The organism is Jiangella ureilytica, assembly GCF_004348545.1.
Taxonomy (GTDB): Bacteria; Actinomycetota; Actinomycetes; order Jiangellales; family Jiangellaceae; genus Jiangella; species Jiangella ureilytica.
In genome coordinates this window covers 25,197-46,537 of record NZ_SMKL01000009.1, presented here as the reverse complement: position 1 = coordinate 46,537, position 21,341 = coordinate 25,197, and the positions used below count along the sequence as shown (strand labels likewise).

General features: G+C 71.6%; 16 protein-coding genes. 4 read left to right on the top strand and 12 right to left on the bottom strand.

From position 1 onward, the window contains the following. Positions 1-21: 21 nt before the first annotated feature. Together E1212_RS05780 and E1212_RS30700 are read right to left on the bottom strand one after the other, a co-directional pair. The gene (locus E1212_RS05780; RefSeq protein ID WP_131980253.1) at positions 22-672 is read right to left on the bottom strand and encodes a DsbA family oxidoreductase; all 651 of its coding nucleotides are present in this window, start codon (positions 670-672) and stop codon (positions 22-24) included. 31 nt (positions 673-703) lie between these two features. Beyond that, positions 704-829 carry a hypothetical protein gene (locus E1212_RS30700; RefSeq protein ID WP_275296152.1) on the bottom strand — a complete coding sequence of 42 codons (126 nt, stop codon included), beginning with the start codon at positions 827-829 and terminating at the stop codon, positions 704-706. Between the two features lie 66 nt (positions 830-895). On the opposite strand from E1212_RS30700, the gene E1212_RS05775 reads away from it, so the two are divergent. After that, positions 896-1,567: an RraA family protein gene (locus E1212_RS05775; protein ID WP_131980251.1), complete on the top strand. Its 672-nt coding sequence runs from the start codon at positions 896-898 to the stop codon at positions 1,565-1,567. Positions 1,568-1,689: 122 nt separating this feature from the next. Next, positions 1,690-2,061 carry a hypothetical protein gene (locus E1212_RS05770; protein WP_131980249.1) on the top strand — a complete coding sequence of 124 codons (372 nt, stop codon included), beginning with the start codon at positions 1,690-1,692 and terminating at the stop codon, positions 2,059-2,061. A 24-nt stretch (positions 2,062-2,085) separates the two neighbouring features. Here E1212_RS05770 and dnaG read toward each other — a convergent pair whose 3' ends face one another. Next, positions 2,086-4,017 carry a DNA primase gene (gene dnaG / locus E1212_RS05765; protein WP_131980247.1) on the bottom strand — a complete coding sequence of 644 codons (1,932 nt, stop codon included), beginning with the start codon at positions 4,015-4,017 and terminating at the stop codon, positions 2,086-2,088. A 67-nt stretch (positions 4,018-4,084) separates the two neighbouring features. On the opposite strand from dnaG, the gene E1212_RS05760 reads away from it, so the two are divergent. Next, the gene (locus E1212_RS05760; protein WP_131980245.1) at positions 4,085-4,885 is read left to right on the top strand and encodes an Fpg/Nei family DNA glycosylase; all 801 of its coding nucleotides are present in this window, start codon (positions 4,085-4,087) and stop codon (positions 4,883-4,885) included. Between the two features lie 45 nt (positions 4,886-4,930). Here the strand turns inward: E1212_RS05760 and E1212_RS05755 are convergent, their stop codons facing one another. Continuing rightward, positions 4,931-6,157, bottom strand: coding sequence for a deoxyguanosinetriphosphate triphosphohydrolase (locus E1212_RS05755; RefSeq protein WP_131980335.1), 1,227 nt, complete (start codon positions 6,155-6,157; stop codon positions 4,931-4,933). An 82-nt stretch (positions 6,158-6,239) separates the two neighbouring features. On the opposite strand from E1212_RS05755, the gene lhgO reads away from it, so the two are divergent. Beyond that, positions 6,240-7,442 carry an L-2-hydroxyglutarate oxidase gene (gene lhgO / locus E1212_RS05750; RefSeq protein ID WP_131980243.1) on the top strand — a complete coding sequence of 401 codons (1,203 nt, stop codon included), beginning with the start codon at positions 6,240-6,242 and terminating at the stop codon, positions 7,440-7,442. A 59-nt stretch (positions 7,443-7,501) separates the two neighbouring features. On the opposite strand, the gene E1212_RS05745 is transcribed toward lhgO, so the two are convergent. The 8 genes from E1212_RS05745 to E1212_RS05710 all read right to left on the bottom strand — a co-directional run bounded on the left by E1212_RS05745 (position 7,502) and on the right by E1212_RS05710 (position 21,308). Next, positions 7,502-8,233: a hypothetical protein gene (locus tag E1212_RS05745; protein ID WP_131980241.1), complete on the bottom strand. Its 732-nt coding sequence runs from the start codon at positions 8,231-8,233 to the stop codon at positions 7,502-7,504. A gap of 157 nt (positions 8,234-8,390) precedes the next feature. After that, complete coding sequence (locus E1212_RS05740) at positions 8,391-9,089, bottom strand: LPXTG cell wall anchor domain-containing protein (RefSeq protein ID WP_203416454.1); 699 nt, start codon at positions 9,087-9,089, stop codon at positions 8,391-8,393. 154 nt (positions 9,090-9,243) lie between these two features. Beyond that, a complete protein-coding gene (gene ppdK / locus E1212_RS05735; protein ID WP_238992256.1) occupies positions 9,244-11,958 on the bottom strand; it encodes a pyruvate, phosphate dikinase in 2,715 nt (904 codons plus the stop codon). A gap of 238 nt (positions 11,959-12,196) precedes the next feature. Next, positions 12,197-12,445: a hypothetical protein gene (locus E1212_RS05730; protein ID WP_131980237.1), complete on the bottom strand. Its 249-nt coding sequence runs from the start codon at positions 12,443-12,445 to the stop codon at positions 12,197-12,199. 83 nt (positions 12,446-12,528) lie between these two features. Further along, positions 12,529-14,049 (bottom strand): glucoamylase family protein, encoded by a 1,521-nt coding sequence (locus E1212_RS05725; RefSeq protein ID WP_131980235.1) that lies wholly within the window; start codon positions 14,047-14,049, stop codon positions 12,529-12,531. Positions 14,050-14,076: 27 nt separating this feature from the next. Next, positions 14,077-18,372 carry a ThuA domain-containing protein gene (locus E1212_RS05720; RefSeq protein ID WP_131980233.1) on the bottom strand — a complete coding sequence of 1,432 codons (4,296 nt, stop codon included), beginning with the start codon at positions 18,370-18,372 and terminating at the stop codon, positions 14,077-14,079. A gap of 384 nt (positions 18,373-18,756) precedes the next feature. Further along, positions 18,757-19,896, bottom strand: coding sequence for a tRNA dihydrouridine synthase DusB (gene dusB, locus E1212_RS05715; RefSeq protein WP_131980231.1), 1,140 nt, complete (start codon positions 19,894-19,896; stop codon positions 18,757-18,759). A 32-nt stretch (positions 19,897-19,928) separates the two neighbouring features. Then, positions 19,929-21,308 carry a glycine--tRNA ligase gene (locus tag E1212_RS05710; RefSeq protein ID WP_131980229.1) on the bottom strand — a complete coding sequence of 460 codons (1,380 nt, stop codon included), beginning with the start codon at positions 21,306-21,308 and terminating at the stop codon, positions 19,929-19,931. Positions 21,309-21,341 lie beyond the last annotated feature (33 nt).

Here is a 21,341-nt window from a genome sequence, read left to right as displayed (position 1 = left end):
CGAGCGTGGGGTCAGCGCCCGCTACTGAGCGGGGGCGGTCGCGCGGCGGTAGGCCTCGGCCAGGGCGCCGTCGAACACCTCGACCGGCTGCGCGCCAGAGACGCCGTGGGTGCGGCCCATGACGAAGAACGGGACGCCACCGGCGCCGAACTGGCGCGCCAGGTCGATCTCGGCGCGGACGTCGCCGGCATAGTCGTCGCCGTCGAGCACCCGCCGGGACTCGTCCTCGGGGACGCCCACCTCGGCGGCCAGCCGGACGACGTTCTCCGGGGTGCCCAGATGCACGGACTCGATGAGGTGCGCGCGCATGAGCCGCTCGTGCAGCTCCGGGCCGACACCGTGCTCGCGGGCCAGGTGCGCCACGCGGTGGGCGTCGAACGTGTTGGCGACGCGGGCGGTGTCGAGGTGGTAGTCCAGGCCCTCGGCCGCCGCGAGCGTGGTGACCCGCTCGTTCATCTGCACCACCTGCTCGGCGCTGACGCCGTACTTCGTGCGCAGGCTCTCCGACACCGGGCCGTCGGCACCGGGCGGCGTGGACGGGTCGAGCTGGAAGCTGCGCCACACGATCTCGATGTCGCCGGCGTGCTCGAACCGGCTGAGCGCGGTCTCGAGCCGCCGCTTGCCGATGTAGCACCACGGGCAGACGAAGTCCGACCACACCTCGACCAGCACTGTCGTGTTCTCCTCGTTCGTGGGGGATCGCTCAGACGGCGCAGAAGCCGTCGGCGCACTCGCCGGCGTCGGTGGCGCCGTCCGGGGCGCCGAGGACGATCAGCGCGGGTGGCGCCTCGTCGGCGGAGGTGACGGAGGTGTCCCGGCGCTCGCTCATGATGGTTGAAGCGTCAACGGGTCACGTCGCATTCCCTCTTGGGGCTGTGGTGGTGGACAATCCACCGTGCACACGGCAGAGCAGCGAGCAGAGATCCGCCGGCGCTTCGCCGCCGTCGACACCTCCAACGTCGCCGACGTCCTCGACGGCCTCGGCCGGCCCGACCAGGGGCTGGCGCCGTCGCTGGCGGCGGTGTCAGGCGAGCGGGTGGCGGGCTGGGCGTACACGATCCGCGGCCAGATGCGCCCGTACTCGGGTGGCGGCGACGCGGCGAAGATGGAGGCCTGCCAGGGCATCGGGCCCGACGAGGTCGCCGTCTGGGCCGGCGACGGACACGGCGTCTGCTACTTCGGCGAGCTGATCGCGCTGGGCCTGCGCGAGCGCGGCTGCGTCGGCGCCGTGGTCGACGGCGGTGTCCGCGACCTGCGCTGGCTGCGCCGTCACGGCTTCCCGGTGTTCGCCCGGTATCGGACGCCGGTGCAGTCGATCGGCCGGTGGGCCGTCACCGGCTGGCAGGAGCCCGTCTACCTGGGCGGCGCGACGACGGCGTGGGTCGAGGTCCGGCCCGGCGACTTCGTGCTGGCCGACGAGGACGGCGGCATCGTGGTGCCGTCGACGCTGGTCTCGCAGGTGCTGGAGGCGGCGGAGCAGCTGACGACGACGGAGGTCTCGATCCGGGCCGCCCTGCGCGAGGGCCTCACCTTGGTCGAGGCGCTCGCCCGCTTCGGCCACGTCTGATCGCCTGCTCGTCCACAAGGACGACGAGTTCTGGACGTCATCCACATTGTCCGACTCGTCCCCGACGAGATGCGCCGCCATCGGTCAGGGTCGTAGCATGACGATCCACGAAGGAGCAGTGCATGGACGACGCGCAGACCTGGACGCTCATCGGCGGCTTCCTCGCCGCGATCAGCATCATGGCCACCATGCTGCTGCGCCTGGTCGATGCGAAGATCGACCGGCTCGACGGCCGCTTCGACACCATCGACACCCGCTTCGACGCCATCGACCACCGATTCCAGGCCATGGACCACAAGGCCGAGGCGCGCTTCCAGTCGATGGACGCGAAGATCGCCGCCATGGATGCGAAGTTCGGCGCCATGGATGTGAAGTTCGACTCCATGCGCACCGAGATGAACACCCGGTTCGACGAGGTCAACCGGCATCTCGACCACCTCGACGGCGACGTCCAGGCGCTCACCCGGACGGTGTTCCGCCGCGAGGACGGCTGACTCGGCGGCGGGTGCCGGGCGCCGTCAGCCGGCGGTGCCGATGCCTCGCTCGCGCAGGTCGCGGCGGTGCTTCTCGAGCGCCATCAGCTCGCCGAAGAGCCGGTTGTAGACCTCGACCTGCGCCGACGGGTCGGTGCGCTGCAGCTTGGCCTTGAGCGCGACCAGCTGGCGCGACACCCACACCTCGTGCAGCCGCAGCACCACCGAGTCGGCGTAGCGCTGCACCGCGGTCTCGTCGACCGGCATGGCCTCGACGGCGAGCTGGGTGGCGATGTGCCGGGCGGAGTCGTCGGGGGCGGCGGCAAGCAGCGCCTCGACCCAGTCGTGCCCGCCGGCCTGGGTGGCGCAGCCGCCGGCCTTGGCGACGGTCTCGCGGACCGCACGGTAGGCCGGCGACAGGAACGCCTCGGTGCCGAGGTCGTCGAACGTCGGGCCGGCCAGGGCGGGGCGTTGGACGGCGACGCGCAGCGCCGCCCGCTCCAGCTCGAGCGTCTGCGGGTCGACATTGCCGTGCACCGGCACGCCGAGCGCCTGCTGCCCGGCCGGCGGCGGCGCGGCGGCCCGGCCGCGGCCGTTGGCCGCCCGGCGGTCCGGCACGCCGGCGGCGGCGCGCACCCGCGACACGACGTCGCGCTCCCAGTTCTCCGAGTGCCCCAGTGGGGGCCCGACCCAGCCGGACAGCCGCACGGCGTACTGGTCGCGGACGGAGCGGTCGCGGATGCGGGCGATGAACGGGATCGCCTTGTCGAGGGCGTGGGCCCGACCCTCGGCGTTGTCGAGGTCGTACTCGTCGATCATGGTGCGGATGGCGAACTCGAACAGCGGCCGGTGCCGGGCGACCAGCTCGCGCACGCCGAGGTCGCCGGAGGTCTGGCGCCGCTCGCACGGGTCGAGGCCGTCGGGGTCGATGGCGACGTAGGTCTGCCCGACGAAGCGCTGGTCGCCCTCGAACGCCCGCAGCGCCGCCTTCTGGCCGGCGGCGTCGCCGTCGAAGGTGAAGATGACCTGGCCGCGGTACTCGTCCTGGTCGCGCAGCAGCCGGCGCAGGATCCGCGCGTGGTCCTCGCCGAACGCCGTCCCGCAGGTGGCGACGGCGGTGGTGACACCGGCCAGGTGGCAGGCCATGACGTCGGTGTAGCCCTCGACGACGACGGCCTGCGAGGTGCGGGCGATGTCCTTCTTGGCGAGGTCGACACCGTAGAGCACGTGGCTCTTCTTGTAGATGGGCGTCTCGGGTGTGTTGAGGTACTTGGCCTCGATGCGGTCGTCGTCGTAGAGGCGGCGGGCGCCGAACCCGACGACGTCGCCCATGAGGTCGTGGATGGGCCACACCAGCCGGCCGCGGAACCGGTCGTACGGCGCGTTGCGGCCCTGAGCCACCAGGCCCGCCGCGATGATCTCGTGGTCGCTGAACCCCTTCTGCCGCAGATACGTGCGCAGCACGTCTCCGCCCTGCGGGGCGTAGCCGACGCCGAAGCGCTGCGCCGCCTCCTGGTCGAACCCGCGCTCGTCGAGGAACTGCCGGCCGACCATCGCCTCGGGCGACTCGGCCAGCTGCTCGGCGTAGTACTCGGCGGCCACGCGGTGCGCCTCGACGAACCGGGTGCGCTGCTCGCGGTTCTGCCGCGGCGCCCCCGACCCGGACCCCGTCTCTTCGTACCGCAGCTGCAGCCCGACCTTGTCGGCCAGCCGCTCGACCGCCTCGGTGAACGAGAGCTGGTCGATCTTCTGCACGAAGCTGATGACGTCGCCGCCCTCGGAGCAGCCGAAACAGTGGAAGAATCCGCGCGTCGGCGTGACGTGGAACGACGGCGACTTCTCGTCGTGGAACGGGCAGAGTCCCTTGAGCGACCCGCCGCCGGCGTTGCGCAGCGCGACGTACTCGCCGACGATGACGTCGATGCGGGCGCGTTCGCGGATGGCCGCGATGTCTTCGTCCCGGATTCGACCTGCCACGCGCAGAGTCTACGACCGCCGGCCGCCCTCGGCCCATGTGACCGGCCGTCGTGGGTACGACCCCGGCATGCCGGAGCTTCCGGACGTCGAAGGGTTCCGCCGGGTGCTGCGCCGGGCGGCCGGAAAGCCGATCGAGCACGTCGAGGTCCTGGACGCGGGGGTGCTGCGCGGCGTCGACGCCGCCGAGCTGCGCGACGCGCTCACCGGGACTGCGTTCGCCACCCCGAGGCGGCACGGCAAGTGGCTGATCGGACCGGTCCGCGCCGGACGCCGGCACCGCCGCGACGAGCCGAGCGTCGTCTTCCACTTCGGCATGACCGGCTCGCTCACCTGGGTCGACGGTGACACCGAGCGGCATCCGCACGACCGCGTCGTCATCGGCAGCGGCACTCGTGAGCTGCGCTACCGCGACCTGCGCAAGCTGCAGGGCATCCGGCTGGTTCCCGACGACGACGGCGTCAGCTCCCTTCTCCGCGACCTCGGGCCGGACGCCGCGCGGATCGGCACCGCCGAGCTCGGCGCGCGCCTCGCCCGCCGGCAGCGCACCCTCAAACCTGCGCTGACGGACCAGGCCGTCGTCGCCGGGCTGGGGAACCTGCTGGCCGACGAGATCCTCTGGCAGGCCCGCGTCCACCCGCGCCGTGGCACCCGGGACCTCACCGACATCGACCGCCGCCGCCTGCACCGCACGATGACCACCGTCCTGCGCCGGTCGACGCGCGTGGGCCGGGTGCCCGGCTGGGACGGCTGGCTCACCGGCCACCGCGACGACCGAGACGGCGTCTGCCCACGCTGCGCAACGCCGCTGCGGCGCACTCGGCTCGGCGGCCGCACGACGGTCTGGTGCCCGCGCTGCCAGGCCGCGTGACCACTGGGCGACCGGCGGCCGGGCTCGTCCGGCCGCGCGAGCGGCTCAGCGGGTGAGCTGCGCGTGCAGGGCGACGGCGGAGTCGTCGGTCAGCGAGGCGACCTGGTCGATGATCACGCGGAGCCGGGCGGCGTCGTCCGCGGCGGCGGCCCAGGACTCCTGGAACGCCGGCTCCAGCGACTCCGGGGCGCGCAGCCGCAGCGCCGACACGAGTTCCTCGATCAGCTCGCGCTGCCGGGCGTAGATGGGCGCGCGGTCCGACGCCGTCATGACGTAGACGGCGGCCAGGCCCTTCAGCACGGCGACCTCGACCCGGGTCGTCCGCGGCATCAGGAGGTCGGCGGCGTAGCGGGTCAGCCGGCCGCCTCCGTAGGCCGCGTGGGTCGCGCGCTCGGCGTCGTCGCAGAAGCGGCCGATCAGCTGGCTGGTCATGTCCTTGAGCGCCGCCAGCGACCGTAGCCGCCCGTCGTAGGAGGCGACCCAGTAGGGCAGGGCGCGCAGCCGGTCCAGCGCCTCGGTGATCTCGTCGGGCGACGCGCCGGGCAGGTACCACTCCCGGGTCAGCTCGGCGACGCGCGCCCGCTCGCCCGGGTCGTCCAGCCGCGGGCCGGGCTGCAGCCAGCCGCCGACGATCGCGTCCTCGACGTCGTGGACGCTGTAGGCGACGTCGTCGGAGAAGTCCATGACCTGCGCCTCGAGGCAGCGGCGACCGTCGGGGGCGCCGTCGCGCAGCCAGCCGAACACCTCGGCGTCGTCGTCGTAGACGCCGAACTTGCGGCCGTCGCGCTCGCCGCGACGCCACGGGTACTTGGTCGACGCGTCGAGGCCGGCGCGGGTGAGGTTGAGCCCGGCGGACCGGCCGTCGGGGTGGGCTGCCTTGGCCTCCAGCCGGGTGAGCAGCCGCAACGTCTGCGCGTTGCCCTCGAATCCGCCGATGCCGGCGGCGATCTCATCGAGTACCTGCTCGCCGTTGTGCCCGAACGGCGGGTGCCCGATGTCGTGCGCGAGGCAGGCGGCGTCGACGACGTCGGGGTCGCAGCCCAGCTCCTTGCCGAGCTCACGGCCGACCTGGGCCACCTCGAGGGAATGCGTGAGCCGGTTGCGGACGAAGTCGTCGCTGCCGGGCGCCACCACCTGGGTCTTGGCCGCCAGCCGCCGCAGCGACGCCGAGTGCACGACGCGGGCGCGGTCGCGCTCGAACGCCGTGCGGACCGCCCGCTTCGGTGGCTCGGCCGCCCACCGTTCGCGGTCGGCGTCGTCGTAGCCGCTCATCACGGCCAGAGGTTACGCTGCCCGCCGCCGCCGCGCGTTCAGTACCCTGGCGCCAGGGTCGGTCCAGGGGGAGGCGCGGCGCATGAGTGAACCGTCCAGTTTCGCGGTCGTCGGCGGCGGCATCGTCGGCTCTGCCATCGCGCGCGCCCTGGCCCGCTCGGCCGACGGCGCCAGCGTCACCGTGCTCGAGAAGGAGCCCGAGCCGGCGCTGCACCAGACCCGGCGCAACAGCGGGGTCGTCCACGCCGGCATCTACTACACGCCCGGCTCGGCGAAGGCCCGGTTCTCGCGCCGCGGCGTCGGCCTGCTGCGCGCCTACTGCGACGAGAAGGGCCTGACCTACGACGAGTGCGGCAAGGTCATCGTCGCCCTCGACGAGACGCAGCGCAGCCGCCTCGACGACCTGCACAAACGCGCCATCGCCAACGACGTCCCCGGCGTGCGCACGCTCGGCCCCGACGAGCTGGCCGAGCTCGAGCCGCACGTGCGCGGCGTCGCCGGCCTGCACTCGCCCACCACCGCGATCGTCGACTTCGCCGCCATCGCCGCGGCGCTGCTGGCCGACGCCGTCGACGCCGGCGGGACGGTCCGCACCGGCTTCGAGGTGACCGGCTTCCACCAGTCGAACGACGAGGTCCGGGTCACCGGCGCGTCCGGCGAGACGCTCGCCTTCGACCGCGTCGTCGTGTGCGCCGGCCTGCAGTCCGATCGGCTGGCGCGCCTCGCCGGCGACGACCAGTACCCGCGCATCGTGCCGTTCCGCGGCGAGTTCGCGCTGCTGCGCCCCGAGCGCCGGCACCTCGTCAACGGCCTCGTCTACCCGGTGCCGGACCCGCGCTACCCGTTCCTCGGCGTGCACCTCACGAAGCGGGTCGACGGCGAGGTCATGGTGGGGCCCAACGCCGTCCTGGCGCTGGCCCGCGAGGGCTACCGCAAGCGCGACCTCGACCCCGCGGAGCTGATCCGGCTGGCCCGGTGGAGCGGGTTCCGCAGGTTCGCCTGGGCCAACCGGCGCACCGCCGTCCAGGAGCTGTACGGCTCGATGAGCCGGCGCCGGTTCGCCGCGGCCGCCCGCGAGTACCTGCCCGAGCTCACCGTCGCCGACCTCGTGCCGGCCCCGGCCGGCATCCGCGCGCAGGCCATGGAGGCCGACGGCACCCTGGTCGACGACTTCCGGTCGAGCCGGCGCGGCAACATCCTGTGCATCCGCAACGCCCCGTCGCCCGCGGCGACGGCCTGCCTCGCCATCGCCGACGACGTGACCCGCGAGCTGCTCGACGACTGACGCGATCAGGCGCCCGGCCCCGAAGGACCGAGCGCCTGATCAGCGGTCTAACGCAGGTGTTACGGCTTCACGAAGCGGTGCCGCAGCGCCACCGCGCCGGTGGCCAGGAGCACCATCGCCGCGCCGATGAGCACTGTCGGCGCGCCGCCGGTGTCGGGCAGCTCGCCGCCGTCGTCGTCACCCTCGCTGGGCGACGGCGACGGGCTGTCGGTCGGCGACATGCTGGGCGACTCGCTCGGCGACTCGCTGGGCGTCTCCGACGGGGTCTCCGACGGCGTCTCGCTGGGCGTCTCCGACGGCGTCGGGGTCGGGGTCTCGGTGGGCTCCTCGTCCTGGTAGCCACACACGAACCAGTGGCTGATGCCGGGGAAGTTGCCGTTGTCGAGCGGCGGCGAGTGCAGCTCCGTCCACGGCGATTCGGTGCCCTCGACGACGTAGATCGTGTAGGCGTTACCGCCCTTCACGACGATGGACGTGATGACGTAGGAGTCGTCGAGTTGCTCGACGTCGAGGAATTGGTCGTCGTCACCATAGACAGTGCCCTCGAGCACGCCTTCAGGGAACTCCTCGCCCTCGGGCTCGGAATCGAACAGCGTCTCACCCGGGGCGGGAAGTCCGGCGAGCGCGGCGTTGGCGAGGAAGCTCGGGTCTTCGCAGTCCTGAGCGTTGCCACCGTAGTAGTTGTGGGTGTGGTCGTTCGGGTGCTCGACTTCGTCGCCGGCGGCTGCCGGAACGGCGGCTCCCACGGCGATCGCTGCGCAGGCAGCGGCGATGAAGGTGATGCGACGCACGATATGCCCCTCGATACAAGTGTTCAGAACATGACACAAGCCGCTGCGGAGGCAGGAGGAACATATCGGAGCCGGGGCATGGCTGGCAACGCGTTCGGGTGAGACACGCCGGGCGCACGACCCACGGGGGTCGTGCGCCCGGACGTGACGGTGAGCGTCAGGCCTTGACGAAGCGGTTCCGCAGCGCGAGGGCACCGGCCGCCAGCAGCACCAGCGCCGCGCCGATCAGCACTGTCGGCGAGCTACCGGTGTCCGGCAGCTCCGGCTCGTCCGGGGTCTCCGACGGGGTCGGGGTCTCGCTCGGCGACTCGGACGGGGTCTCCGAGGGCGACTCACTGGGGGTCTCCGACGGCGACTCGCTGGGGGTCTCCGACGGGGTCTCGCTCGGGGACTCCGACGGAGTCTCGGTGGGCTCCTCGGTCGGCGGCTCCGTGGGCTCCTCCGTGGGAGGCTCGGTCGGCTCCTCCGTCGGCGGCTCCGTCGGCGTCGTCGGCTTGATCTTGCAGATGGTGTAGTTGCTGATCTCAGCCGGCTTGCCGGAGGCGTTCACCGGCGCGAAGAGGTGGGTGAGATCCGGGCCGAGGAACAGGTTGGTCTGGTTCCCGCCCTTGACGAGGACCGCCAACTGGGCGTTGACGGCCTCACCGACGTCGGTCAGTTCGACGTCGAGCCATAGCAGGTCCTCGGACAGGGTGACCGTGAACCACGGGTGAGTGATGACATCGTCGTCGGTGGCGTCCGGGTCGGTCTCTTCCCAGTACGCGCCGGGAACGATGTCCTTGCACGACTGGACGTTGCCGTCGAGGACCTGGTCGGGCTCGTTGTGGTCGGCGGCGGCGGGCAGGGTGCCGAGCAATGCGGCACCAACGGTGATGGCAGGCAAAACGGCAGCAAGGTAGGCAAGACGGCGCATGGTGCCCCTCAAGTATTAAAACGCTCTAATTCGACACAATCGGGCAGGAGGTTATCGGAACTGCCCGCTTCGTCGCAATACGCCCCGCCCGTCGATCTCAGCGGCTGTCGCTACCCTCCGTGACCAGGGCCGCCCTGCCGGCTTCGAGGCGCGCCACGGGCACCCGGAAGGGCGAGCAGGACACGTAGTCGAGCTTGATCGACTCGAAGAAGTGGATCGAGTCAGGATCGCCGCCGTGCTCGCCGCAGACGCCGAGCTCGAGGTCCGGCCGAGTCTCCTTACCCTCCCAGGCGGCGATCGAAACCAGCCGGCCGACACCGTCGGCGTCGAGCGACTCGAACGGGCTGACGCCGAAGATGCCGCGCTCGAGGTAGGCCGGGAAGAAGGTGGCCTCGACGTCGTCGCGGGAGAAGCCCCACGTGGTCTGGGTGAGGTCGTTGGTGCCGAAGGAGAAGAACTCGGCCGCCTCGGCGATCTCGTGCGCCGTCATGCACGCCCGCGGCAGCTCGATCATCGTGCCGACGGGGAAGCGCAGGTCCGTGCCGGTCTCGGCCGCGACCTCGGCCACCGTCGCCTCGGCCATGTCGCGGATCGCCTCGAGCTCCTGGACGGCGGCCACCAGCGGCACCATGATCTGCGGGCGCGGATCGAGCCCGCGGGCCAGCAGCGACGCGGCCGCCTCGGCGATGGCACGCACCTGCAGCTGGAACAGCCCCGGCACGACCAGACCGAGCCGGACCCCGCGCATGCCGAGCATCGGGTTCTGCTCGTGCAGCCGCTGCACCTGCGCGAGCAGCGCCGCGGCCTCGGCGTCGGGCGACCCCGTCGCGTCGGCCACCGCGACCCGCACGGACAGCTCGGTGATGTCGGGGAGGAATTCGTGCAGCGGCGGGTCGAGCAGTCGGATCGTCACCGGGTGGCCGTCCATCGCCTCGAGGATCTCGGTGAAGTCGGCGCGCTGCAGCGGCCGCAGCTCGTCCAGCCCGGCGTCGCGCTGCTCCGGCGTGCGGGCCAGGATCACGTGCTCGACGATCTTGCGCCGCGCGCCCAGGAACATGTGCTCGGTCCGGCACAGCCCGATGCCGGCGGCGCCGAGGTCGCGGGCGCGGCGGGCGTCCTCGCCGGTGTCGGCGTTGGCCCGCACCTCCAGGCGGCGGCGGTCGTCGGCGTGGCGCATGAGCCGCAGGACGGCGGCGACGACCTCCTGCCGGGCACCGTCCTCGTCGGCGGAGGACGCCGACGGAGCCGCCGCTCCCCCGTACAGCGCGTCGACGACGGCCGAGGGCACCACCGGGACCGAGCCCAGGAACACCTCGCCGGTGCCGCCGTCGATCGAGATGACGTCGCCCTCGGCGACCCGGGCGCCGTCGGGCGTGGTGAACTCGCGCGCCCGTGGGTCGACCCGCAGCGCCTCGACGCCGACGACGCAGGTGCGGCCCATGCCACGGGCGACGACGGCGGCGTGCGACGTCTTGCCGCCGCGCGAGGTGAGCACGCCGCGCGAGGCGACCATGCCGCGCAGGTCGTCGGGGTTGGTCTCGCGCCGGACGAGGATGACGTCGTCGCCCTGCTGCGCCCACTCGACGGCGGTGGCGGAGTCGAACGCCACCCTGCCGACGGCCGCGCCCGGACTGGCGGCCATGCCGCGCGCGATCGCCGTACGGTCGGCGGCGGGGTCGAACTGCGGGAACATCAGCTGCGCGAGCTGCGCCCCGGTGACCCGCGTCAGCGCCTCGTCGGCGTCGATGAGGCCCTCGTCGACCAGCTGGCCGGCGATGCGGAACGCCGCGGCCGCCGTCCGCTTGCCGACCCGGGTCTGCAGCATCCACAGCTTCCCGCGCTCGATGGTGAACTCGATGTCGCAGAGGTCGCGGTAGTGCTTCTCCAGCGTCTCCATGATGCCGAGCAGCTGGTCGTACGACGCCTTGTCCAAGCGCTCCAGGTCGGCCAGCGACAGCGTGTTGCGAATGCCGGCGACGACGTCCTCGCCCTGCGCGTTCGGCAGGTAGTCGCCGTAGACGCCCTGCTCGCCGGTGGCGGGATCGCGGGTGAACGCCACGCCCGTGCCGGAGTCGGGTCCGAGGTTGCCGAACACCATGGCGACGACGTTCACGGCGGTGCCGAGGTCGTCGGGGATGCGCTCCTGGCGGCGGTAGATGCGGGCCCGCTCGGTGTTCCACGACTCGAAGACGGCGCGGACGGCGCGGTCGAGCTGCTCGCGCGGGTCCTGCGGGAAGTCGGTGTCGCTCTCGCGACGGACGATCTCCTTGAACTCGGCGACGAGCTCGCGCAGGTCGTCGGCGCCGAGGTCGACGTCGGACTCCGCGCCAGTGTCCTTCTTGCGGGCCTCGAGCGCCTTGTCGAAGTGCTCGCCGTCGACGCCCAGCACCGTCTTGCCGAACATCTGGATGAGCCGGCGGTAGGAGTCCCACGCGAACCGCTCGTCGCCGGCGACCGCGGCCAGTCCCTCGACGGAGGTGTCGGTGAGACCGACGTTGAGGACGGTGTCCATCATGCCGGGCATCGAGAACCTGGCCCCGGAGCGCACCGACACCAGCAACGGGTCGGTGGCGTCGCCGAGCCGCTTGCCCATGCCCGACTCGAGGCCGGCCAGGTGCCAGTCGACCTCGGCGGCGAGGCCGTCGGGCTCGCGCCCGGTGGCGAGATACGTGCGGCACGCCTCGGTGCTGATGGTGAACCCCGGCGGGACGGGAAGCCCCAGAGAGGTCATCTCGGCGAGGTTGGCGCCCTTGCCGCCGAGTAGGTCGCGCTGGTCCTTGCTGCCCTCGGTGAAGTCGAAAACGTACTGCACAGGCCGGCCCTCCGTGTCGCGTACGGCATCCAACGAGCGGGTTTCGCGGGAGCCTAACGACGCGGGCGGAGCGCTCGCCTGGACCACATCCGGACCAATCCCGGAGTGTGCTACCGCGGCGGCGTCTCGTGCACCGATTCCCGCGTCCGACCCCGGATCCATGGTGGGCGGGGCGTGACGCACGGCACAGGTTCTGGTACGGACCTCTCCCGACCAGTGACCACGGATCGCCGGAAGGTCAGCCGGGGGCGGACGTCCCCCCGGGCAGGTCCTCGCCGATGGTGTCGGTGAGCTGCTCGACGTTGAACACCAGCCAGACGAAGATACCGGCCGCGAGCGCGGACACGACGATGGTGCCCAGCGAGAACTTCGACTGCACGGCCTTGTAGATGACGAACACGATGGCGACGGTGACGGCGACCGTCCGCAGAACGGGCTGCAGGTCCACGGCGGTGGTCGACACCCAGTCGAGGAGCCCGGTCTGCATGCTTCGAGGGTAGAGCCGCCCCCGTCCCGATGCCGACGGTCTGCCCAGGTCGCGGACAATCCGCCGGCATCGAGAGCCAGCCGTCAGCGGTAGTTGGTGAACTCCTCCATGGCGATGACCGGCTTCACGCGGGACTGGAACCGCGGCGTCACGAACGCATCGCGGAGCACGTCGTCGGCCAGGGCGTTGCCGATCGCGCCCATGACCATGCCCTGGTCGAGGGAGAGGAACCACTCGTCGACGGTGCCGGTGTCGACGTTGACGGCGTCGCGGAAGCCCCACTGGGAGTAGATGTCGAAATCGCTCTCCAGGTTGGCGAGGTTCTCCATCGCCTCCTCGGGGGCGTAGCGAAGCGCCAGGAACGACGCGTGCGGCGTGACGACACCGTTGGTGTAGTCCTCGGGCGCGGGCAGCGGCTGGGCCGGCTTGTCGCAGTCTTCCCAGCCGTAGTCCACCAGGGTGGCGTCGTTGTTCGACGGGTAGCCGTTCGGGTCCATGCCGATCGCGTCGACGCCGTAGACGCCGTAGCCGCCGTTGGTGTTGTTCGACGGTGAGAAGCCCCAGTAGCCGTACTGCGCCTCCTCGAGCCCGTGCTCGATGTGTGCCTGGACGGTGTTCGGGTGGTTGACCGCCCAGCTGCGCCGGCCCCACGACTCCTCGGGCACGAACAGCGAAGGCATGAGCGCTTCGAACATGCTGCCGCCCCAGCCGGGGACGACCTCGATGCCGCGGTACTGGTAGGAGCCCTCCCAGACGTCCTGGCGCAGGTAGGTGCGGTGCTCGCCGGCCGACTGCTGCTCGGTCCAGCTCCAGTCGCAGGTGTTCGGGAAGCTGCGCCAGGTGCCGAAGTAGGTCTTGCGCGGCAGCTCGCCCTTCGCGATGCCGATGTAGGTGGCGATGCGGCTCTCGCTGACCAGCGTGTCGTAGCAGCACGGTGCGGCGCCGGTGCTGGGCGCGTAGTGGAACAGGATCCGGTTCACCTCGGGCCGGTAGTAGAACCCGAAGTCCATGCTGTCGTAGAGCACGCCGGCCGGCTCGGCCAGCTCCGGTACGGCCTCGGCGACCACCTTCAGGCCGGTGGCCAGCCAGCCGTTGTCGACCGACGACAGGTGCGGGACGACTGTGCTGCCGTCGTCGGGCCAGGTGGTGATGACCTCGCCGGTGTGGTGGTCGTACCAGTTGTAGAACTGGCCGCTCTCCTCGTGCCGCTCCAGTCCCTCCAGGGTGTCGAGGGTGACGGAGAGCCGGTCGACCAGCTCGGCCCGCTCGATGATGCCGAGCTCCTCGGCGACGACGGCGCTCCACATGTAGGCGCCGATGTTGGTGGTCGACGTCTGCACGCTCGTGGTGCCGTCGTGCTTCAGCTTGTCCGCGGGCATCCCGCTGGCCTCGTCCGTCATCGCGACGAACGACGCCCACGTGTCCTCGGCGTAGCGCTGCAGGGTGGCGCGGTCGTCGGCGGACAGGCCGCCGCCGGGCCGGGCCGCGGCGCCGGTCGCCGCCGGCGCCGGGGCCGCGGCCTGGGTGGGCAGCGCCAGGCCGGCCACCAGCACCGTCGCGACGGCTCCCGAGCCCAGTGCCTTCGCTCTCGATCGAATCTGCATCGACAATCCTCTCCGGGTAGACGGGATTCAGCTGCGACCGGCGGCGGCGATGATCTCGTTGCGCTCGATGCGCGTCAGCACGCCGTCGTGCACGAGGTGCTGGGTCACGCTGCGCACGTGCATGAGGAACCGGCCCTGGCTCGGCCACTCCTCCTCGTCCTCGATGAGGTCCTCGACGGTGCAGCCGTCCTCGCGCTCGTGGTTGGTGACGCCGGAGTCGACGTCGCGGATGACGACCGTCGGGCTCTCGTCGGAGTCCGGGCAGGCGTCCGGCGGACCGGACTCGAGCACGTGGAACCAGTCGAACGCGACGGTGGTCGCCTGCGTCTGCTCCTGGCCGAACGCGTAGAGCCCGACGTCGGCCGTGGCCAGCCGGTCGTTCTCGATGACGCCCACCTGCTCGAAGTTCACGCCGTCGGCGCTGTACCAGCCCGTGTAGGTGGTGCCCGACTTCTCCAGCCGCAGCCACCAGGTGGTGACGTCGGCGGGCAGCGTGACCTCGGGGAAGGCGGGCTGGAAGATGTCGTCGATCTCGTGTCGCATCTCGATCTTGCGCGCGCACGGCTCCCCGACCGGCGACGTGCCGACGTAGTCGAGCTTGAGGAACGTCTGGTCGCTCTCGTAGACCAGCAGGCCGCCCTGCTGCCAGCGTTCGCAGACCTCGCCGGACACCCTCGTCTCGACCACCCAGTCCCCCTCGGGCAGCGACTGCAGCATGAGGTTCGGCGCATTGTTGTGCTGGTCGAACAGGTTGGTCGGCGTGGTGTCGATCTTCAGCTGGCCGCCCTCGACCCGGAAGCGGTTGAGGTCGGGCCGGACCACCTGGTCCCAGCGACAGCCGTCGAGCCGGTCGCCGTCGAACTCGTCGTCGGGCGCAGGGTCGCTGCCCGGGTCGGCGCACTCGATCGGCGGCGACGCCTCCGGCACCGCCTCGACGCGGACGGAGTCGTGTGCCTCGGAACCCGCGGCGTCGGTCACGGTGACCGTCGGCCGGTACACGCCGGACAGCTCGTACGTGTGCGTCACCTCCGCACCCGTGGCCGTGGTGCCGTCGCCGAAGTCCCAGGTGTAGGTGAGGTCCTGGCCCTCGGGGTCGGTGGCCTCGGCGCTCAGCGTGACCTCGTAGGGCAGCTCGCCGGACGCAGGGTCGGCCTCGACCGACCAGATCTCGGGCCGCGCGTCGGCCGACACGCCCTTGCCGCGGAACTTCAGGTAGTTGAGGTTGAACAGGCCGGTCGACCCGGGCTCGTGGCGGAACACGAAGAACAGCTCGTGGGTGCCGCCGGGGTCCTCGACCGGGACGGTGACGTCGGTCCACGACTGCCAGCCGCCGGTCGGCGGGATGAACCCGCTGTCGCCGACGAGCGGGCCGTCCGGCGCACCACTGCGGATCTCGATGCGCCCGCCGCTGCCACCCGAGGCCAGCCGGTAGGTGATGGCGTCGATCCCGGCGAGGTTCATCGGGTCGTAGGAGATGTAGTCCCCGTCGTCGATGAAGCCGATGTTCTGCCGGCCGCCGCGCGGGTCGCTGGTGGCCTCGAGCTGGATGCCGCTCATCGTCTGGAAGTGCTCGGCCTCCTTGAGCTTGGGCTGCAGGACGTGCAGGTCCCGCCCGGTGAGCGCGCCGACGCCGTCGCCGCCCTGGTCGGTGTAGCGCGCCTCGAGCACCCAGAACAGGTCCTCGCCGGCCGGGTGCCCGGCGTCGGTGCTGGTGGCGACGGTGCCCTCGCAGCCGGGCAGCACCTCGACCGGATGCGCGTGACCGGCGTGCCCGAACAGCACCTGCAGCTCGACGCCGTCGCAGCTGATCGTGCCGGCCCCGGTCGAGCCGTCCTCGGCGTCTGTGACGTCGATGCCGTAGGCGATGTCGTCGCCGAAGTCGAAGAAGCCGCCGTCGGCCGGTGGGTCGAGCGTCACCTCGGGCGCGGTGTTGCCGGCGGTGATCTGGACGGTCTGCGAGCGGGTGGCGCCGTCCTCGGCCGTCACCGTGAGCCGGGCGGAGTACTGGCCGGCGACGGTGTAGGTGTGGGTGGGGTTCGGGTCGGTCGACTCCGCGCCGTCGCCGAACGCCCAGTGGTAGGTGACGGGCAGGCCGCTGGGGTGGCCGGATCCCTCGCTGCTGAACCGCACCTCCAGCGGCAGCGCGCCGGAGGTCGGGTCGGCGGCGGCCTGCGCGACCGGCCGGGTGCCGCTGCCGGCGTACTCGATGCGGTAGATGCCGGAGTCGGCGTTGTTGCCGCCGAACCCCGTCCCCCACTCGATGACGTACAGCGCGCCGTCGGGCCCGAACGTCATGTCCATGGGGCGCAGGAACTGCATGCTGGTGAGCAGCGGGTTGATGTCGTGGACGGCGTCGTCGCCGTTGGGCCGGATCTCCCACACGTCGTTGTCGAACGGCCGCACGTAACCGTCCTCGGTGTTCGTCCACTCGTAGAACAGCGCGGCGCCGTCGTAGTACTGCGGCCACTTGACGTCGGAGTCGAGCGTGTCGTCGTAGCGGTAGACCGGGCCCGCCATGGCGCCGCCGCCGGTGCCCATCTCGGGCGCGTTGGTGCCGGACTCGGAGCGGCCGTAGTAGATGTCGGGTGCGGTGACCGGCGGCAGCTCGGTCAGGCCGGTGTTGTTGGGCGAGTCGTTGACGGGGTTCGCGCAGTCGAACGCCGGGCCGGCGGTGTTGGTGGCGAAGTCCCAGTCGCGGAACGGGCCGGCGCCGTGGCAGTACGGCCAGCCGAAGTTGCCGGCCGCGGTGATGCGGTTCCACTCGACCTGGCCCTCGGTGCCGCGGTCCGGGTTCGCCTGCGGCGCGTCCGGCCCGTAGTCGCCGACGAGCAGCGCGCCCGTCTCGCCGTCGACCTCGATGCGGAACGGGTTGCGAAAGCCCATGGCGTAGATCTCGGGCCGGGTCTGCGCGGTGCCGGGCGCGAACAGGTTGCCGTCGGGGACGGTGTAGGTGCCGTCGGCCTCGGGGTGGATGCGCAGCACCTTGCCGCGCAGGTCGTTGGTGTTGGCCGAGCTGCGCTGGGCGTCGTACGGTGCCCGGCCCGGCCGCTCGTCGATGGGCGCGTAGCCCTGCGACTCGAACGGGTTGGTGTCGTCGCCGGTGGCCAGGTACAGGTGGCCCGCGGCGTCGAAGCTCAGGGAGCCGCCGGCGTGGCCCGAGACCGCCCGGTCGACCGGGACCTCGAGCAGCTGCACCTCACTGGCGAGGTCCAGCGTGGTGCCGGTGAGGGTGAACCGCGAGAGCCGCTGCTCGGCCTCCGTCCCGTCGGGCGAGTAGTAGAGGTAGATCCAGCCGTTCTCGGTGAAGGCGGGGTCGAGCGCGATTCCCAGCAGGCCGTCCTCGCGCTGCGTGTAGACGTCGAGGGTGCCGACGACGGTGGTCTGGCTGCTCTCGGGGTCGATCATGCGGACCTCGCCGGCCCGTTCGATGTAGAGCACCCGCCCGTCCGCCGCGACGTCGAGCTCCATCGGGTTCGCCGTGCCGGTGTCGAGCGGGACCTTGTCGAAGGTGTCCCAGACGGTCCCGCCGCAGTCGGCCGCCGTCGCGCCGGCCGCGGTCTCGATGCCGCCGAGCAGGTGTTGCAGGAACTGCGGCTCGGAGTAGCTCTCCGTGGTGTGCCCGCCCGCGGTGTACCAGGCGCGGCCGCCGTCATGGGCGTGACACCAGGCGATCGGGTGGTCCAGGCCCATCGGGTTGGCCTCGGGGTCGTACGTGGACTCGTCGAGGCTGGCCAGCACGTGCACGTCGCCGCGCGGGTTGGTGCGGAACGAGTACCACTCGTCGAAGCGCTGCCAGTCCGCCGGCAGGTGCTGGGTCGACGGGTGGGTGCGGTCGGCGACGTGGATCGTGGCGTCCTGGTTGCGCGGATGGCCCTGGAAGTAGGCGCCGACCAGCTCGCCGTACCACGGCCAGTCGTACTCGGTGTCGCTCGCCGCGTGCACGCCGGCGTAGCCGCCGCCGGCCTGGATGTAGCGCTCGAAGGCCGCCTGCTGCTCCTCGTTCAGCACGTCGCCGGTCGTGGAGAGCCAGACGACCGCGTCGTACTGGGCCAGGTTGTCGTCGGTGAACGCGGCGGCGTCCTCGGTGGCCGTGACGGTGAACTCGTGCTCGGCGGCCAGCTGCTGGATCGCGGCGATGCCGGCCGGGATGGAGTCGTGCCGGAACGCGGCCGTCTTGCTGAAGACGAGGATCGAGTAGCCGCCGTGCCCTGGATGAGCGGCCGCTGTCTGCGCTCCGGCCGCAGCGAGTAGCCCGGCGATCAGGGCGAGAATGGCGACCAGTACGGCCGATCTGCGTCGGCGGCGCGGTCCGGGCTGAGCCATGAGCGGTTCCTCTCCGTCGAGTTCCCCTGTGCCCCCCGTGTGCCCGGCCTCAGCCCAGATTTCGTCTGGCGCCCCGCCGAATGTAACCGGTATCAGTAACCGGTTACGAAGAGATTTCCGTACCAAATGTCCGGTGTCAAGAGGGAGGCCTTGGGCACGCCTCGCCGATCCCTGCGGTCCGCCGGCCCCGAGATGATCACGTTCAGCCCGAGATCTCGTGTCGCACTACGCCTGCAATAGTGGTGCGGCACAGGTAACCGTGGTGGGCTGCCCAGCTGACGCCGGAGAATCCCACCACGTGGACGCCAGCGGGTGCGTCCCCTGATAGCTGTCCGTTCTCAGGCCGCGGAGCGGCTAACAGAATGAGCAGCAGGGGGAACCCGGTCAGCCTCCGGAGATGCCGATCTCAGCGTCGGCGAGGTCACCCGCGTCGTGGGTGTCGTCCAGCCAGCCCGCCGGCAGCGCGACCTTGCGCGGGCTCCCCTGCCGGCCGCGCGGCGTGCCGAGCTCGGCGACGGGGTACGGCTGCGACGGGTCCAGCTCGCCCAGCAGCAGATCGAGCTCCGCGAGCGACGACACCATGCCCAGCGACGCCCGCACCTGCTGTCCGGCGACGAAGCCCTTGAGGTACCAGGCCATGTGCTTGCGCATGTCGCGCAGGCCGCGGTCCTCGCCCATGAGGTCGGCGAGCAGTTCGGCGTGGCGGCGCATCATGGCGGCCACCTCGCCCAGTGTCGGCAACGGCGGCGCCGGCGCACCCGTCAGCACCGCCGCCAGGTCGCGGAACAGCCAGGGCCGGCCAAGGCACCCGCGGCCGATGACCATGCCGTCGGCGCCGGTGGCCTCGAGCATGCGGACGGCGTCGGCGGCCTCCCAGATGTCGCCGTTGCCGAGCACCGGGATCGACACGTGCTCCTTGAGCCGCGCGATGGAGCCCCAGTCGGCCGAGCCGGAGTAGTGCTGGGCGGCGGTGCGGCCGTGCAGCGCGATGGCGGCCGCGCCCGCGTCCTCGGCGATGCGGCCGGCGTCGAGGTAGGTCAGGAGATGGTCGTCGATGCCCTTGCGGGTCTTCATGGTCACCGGAATGCCGTACGGCTCAGCGGCACGCACGGCCGACCGCAGGATCCGCTCCAGCAGTCCGCGCTTGTACGGCAGCGCCGCCCCGCCGCCCTTGCGGGTGACCTTGGGCACCGGGCAGCCGAAGTTGAGATCGACGTGGGCGACGCCGTACTCGCCGGCCAGGATCGTGACCGCCTCGCCGACGTAGTAGGGGTCGACGCCGTAGAGCTGGACCGAGCGGACGTCCTCGACGTCGGCGAAGACCAGCATGTTCAGGGTCTTGTCGTCGCGCTCGACGACGCCGCGCGAGGTGATCATCTCGCACACGTACAGCCCGGCGCCCTGCTCGGCGCAGAGCCGGCGGAACGCGGCGTTGGTGACGCCGGCCATCGGCGCGAGCACGACGGGCGGGTCGACCTGCAGGGATCCCAGCCGGAGGGGGGCGACGGTGAGCGTGGAAGTCATGGCGGACCCATTGTCCCCCATGGGCGACGGTGTCAGCAGGTCGGCAGCCGCTCGGCGAGGTAGCCCTCGACGTGGTCCAGCCCGATGCGCTCCTGGTGCATGGTGTCGCGGTCGCGGACGGTGACCGCGTCGTCCTCGATCGTCGCGAAGTCGACGGTGACGCACAACGGCGTGCCGATCTCGTCCTGGCGGCGGTAGCGGCGGCCGATGGCGCCGGCGTCGTCGAACTCGACGTTCCACCGCGCCCGCAGGCGGGTGGCGAGGTCGCGGGCCTTGGGCGAGAGGTCGGCGTTGCGCGACAGCGGCAGCACGGCCACCTTGACCGGCGCCAGCCGCGGGTCGAGGCGCAGGACGTGCCGGGTGTCGACGCCGCCCTTGGCGTTGGGCGCCTCGTCGACGTCGTAGGCGTCGAGCAGGAACGCGAGCACCGAGCGGGTGAGCCCGGCGGCGGGCTCGATGACGTACGGCGTCCAGCGCTCGCCCTTCTCCTGGTCGAAGAAGCTGAGGTCCTGGCCGGAGTGCCGGGAGTGGGTGGTGAGGTCGAAGTCGGTGCGGTTGGCCACACCCTCGAGCTCGGCGAACTCCGACGCCCCGAAGCCGAATCGATACTCGATGTCGACGGTCCGCTTCGAGTAGTGCGAGAGCTTCTCCTTGGGGTGCTCGAAGAGGCGCAGGTTGGCCTCGGTCAACCCGAGCCCCAGGTACCAGTTCCACCGCTCCTGCAGCCAGTACTCGTGCCACTGCTCGTCGGTGCCGGGCTCGACGAAGAACTCCATCTCCATCTGCTCGAACTCGCGGGTGCGGAAGATGAAGTTGCCGGGAGTGATCTCGTTGCGGAACGACTTGCCGACCTGGGCGATGCCGAACGGCGGCCGCTTGCGCGAGGCGTTCATGACGTTGACGACGTTGGCGAAGATGCCCTGCGCGGTCTCGGGCCGCAGGTAGTGCAGGCCCTCGTCGGACTCGACCGGGCCGAGGTGGGTGGTGAGCAGGCCGTTGAACATCCGCGGCTCGGTCCAGGAGTCCTTCGCGCCGCAGGTGGGGCACGGCACCTCGGCCAGCCCGCCGACGACGGGGCGCCCCGTGCGCTCGGCGAACTCCTCTTCGAGCTGGTCGGCGCGGTGGCGACGGTGGCAGGCCTGGCACTCGACGAGGGGGTCGACGAACTCGTCGACGTGGCCCGACGCGACCCAGACCTCGCGCGGCAGGATGACCGCGGAGTCGAGGCCGACGACGTCGTCGCGCTGCTGCACCACGGAGCGCCACCACTGCCGGCGCACGTTCTCTTTCAACTCGACGCCGAGCGGCCCGTAGTCCCAGGCCGAGCGCGTACCGCCGTAGATCTCACCCGTCGGGAAGACGAAACCACGGCGCTTGGCGAGGGAGACGATGGCGTCGACGGGCGCAGGCACGGTGGTCACTCCATTCGGGGTCTCGGCGTTCGG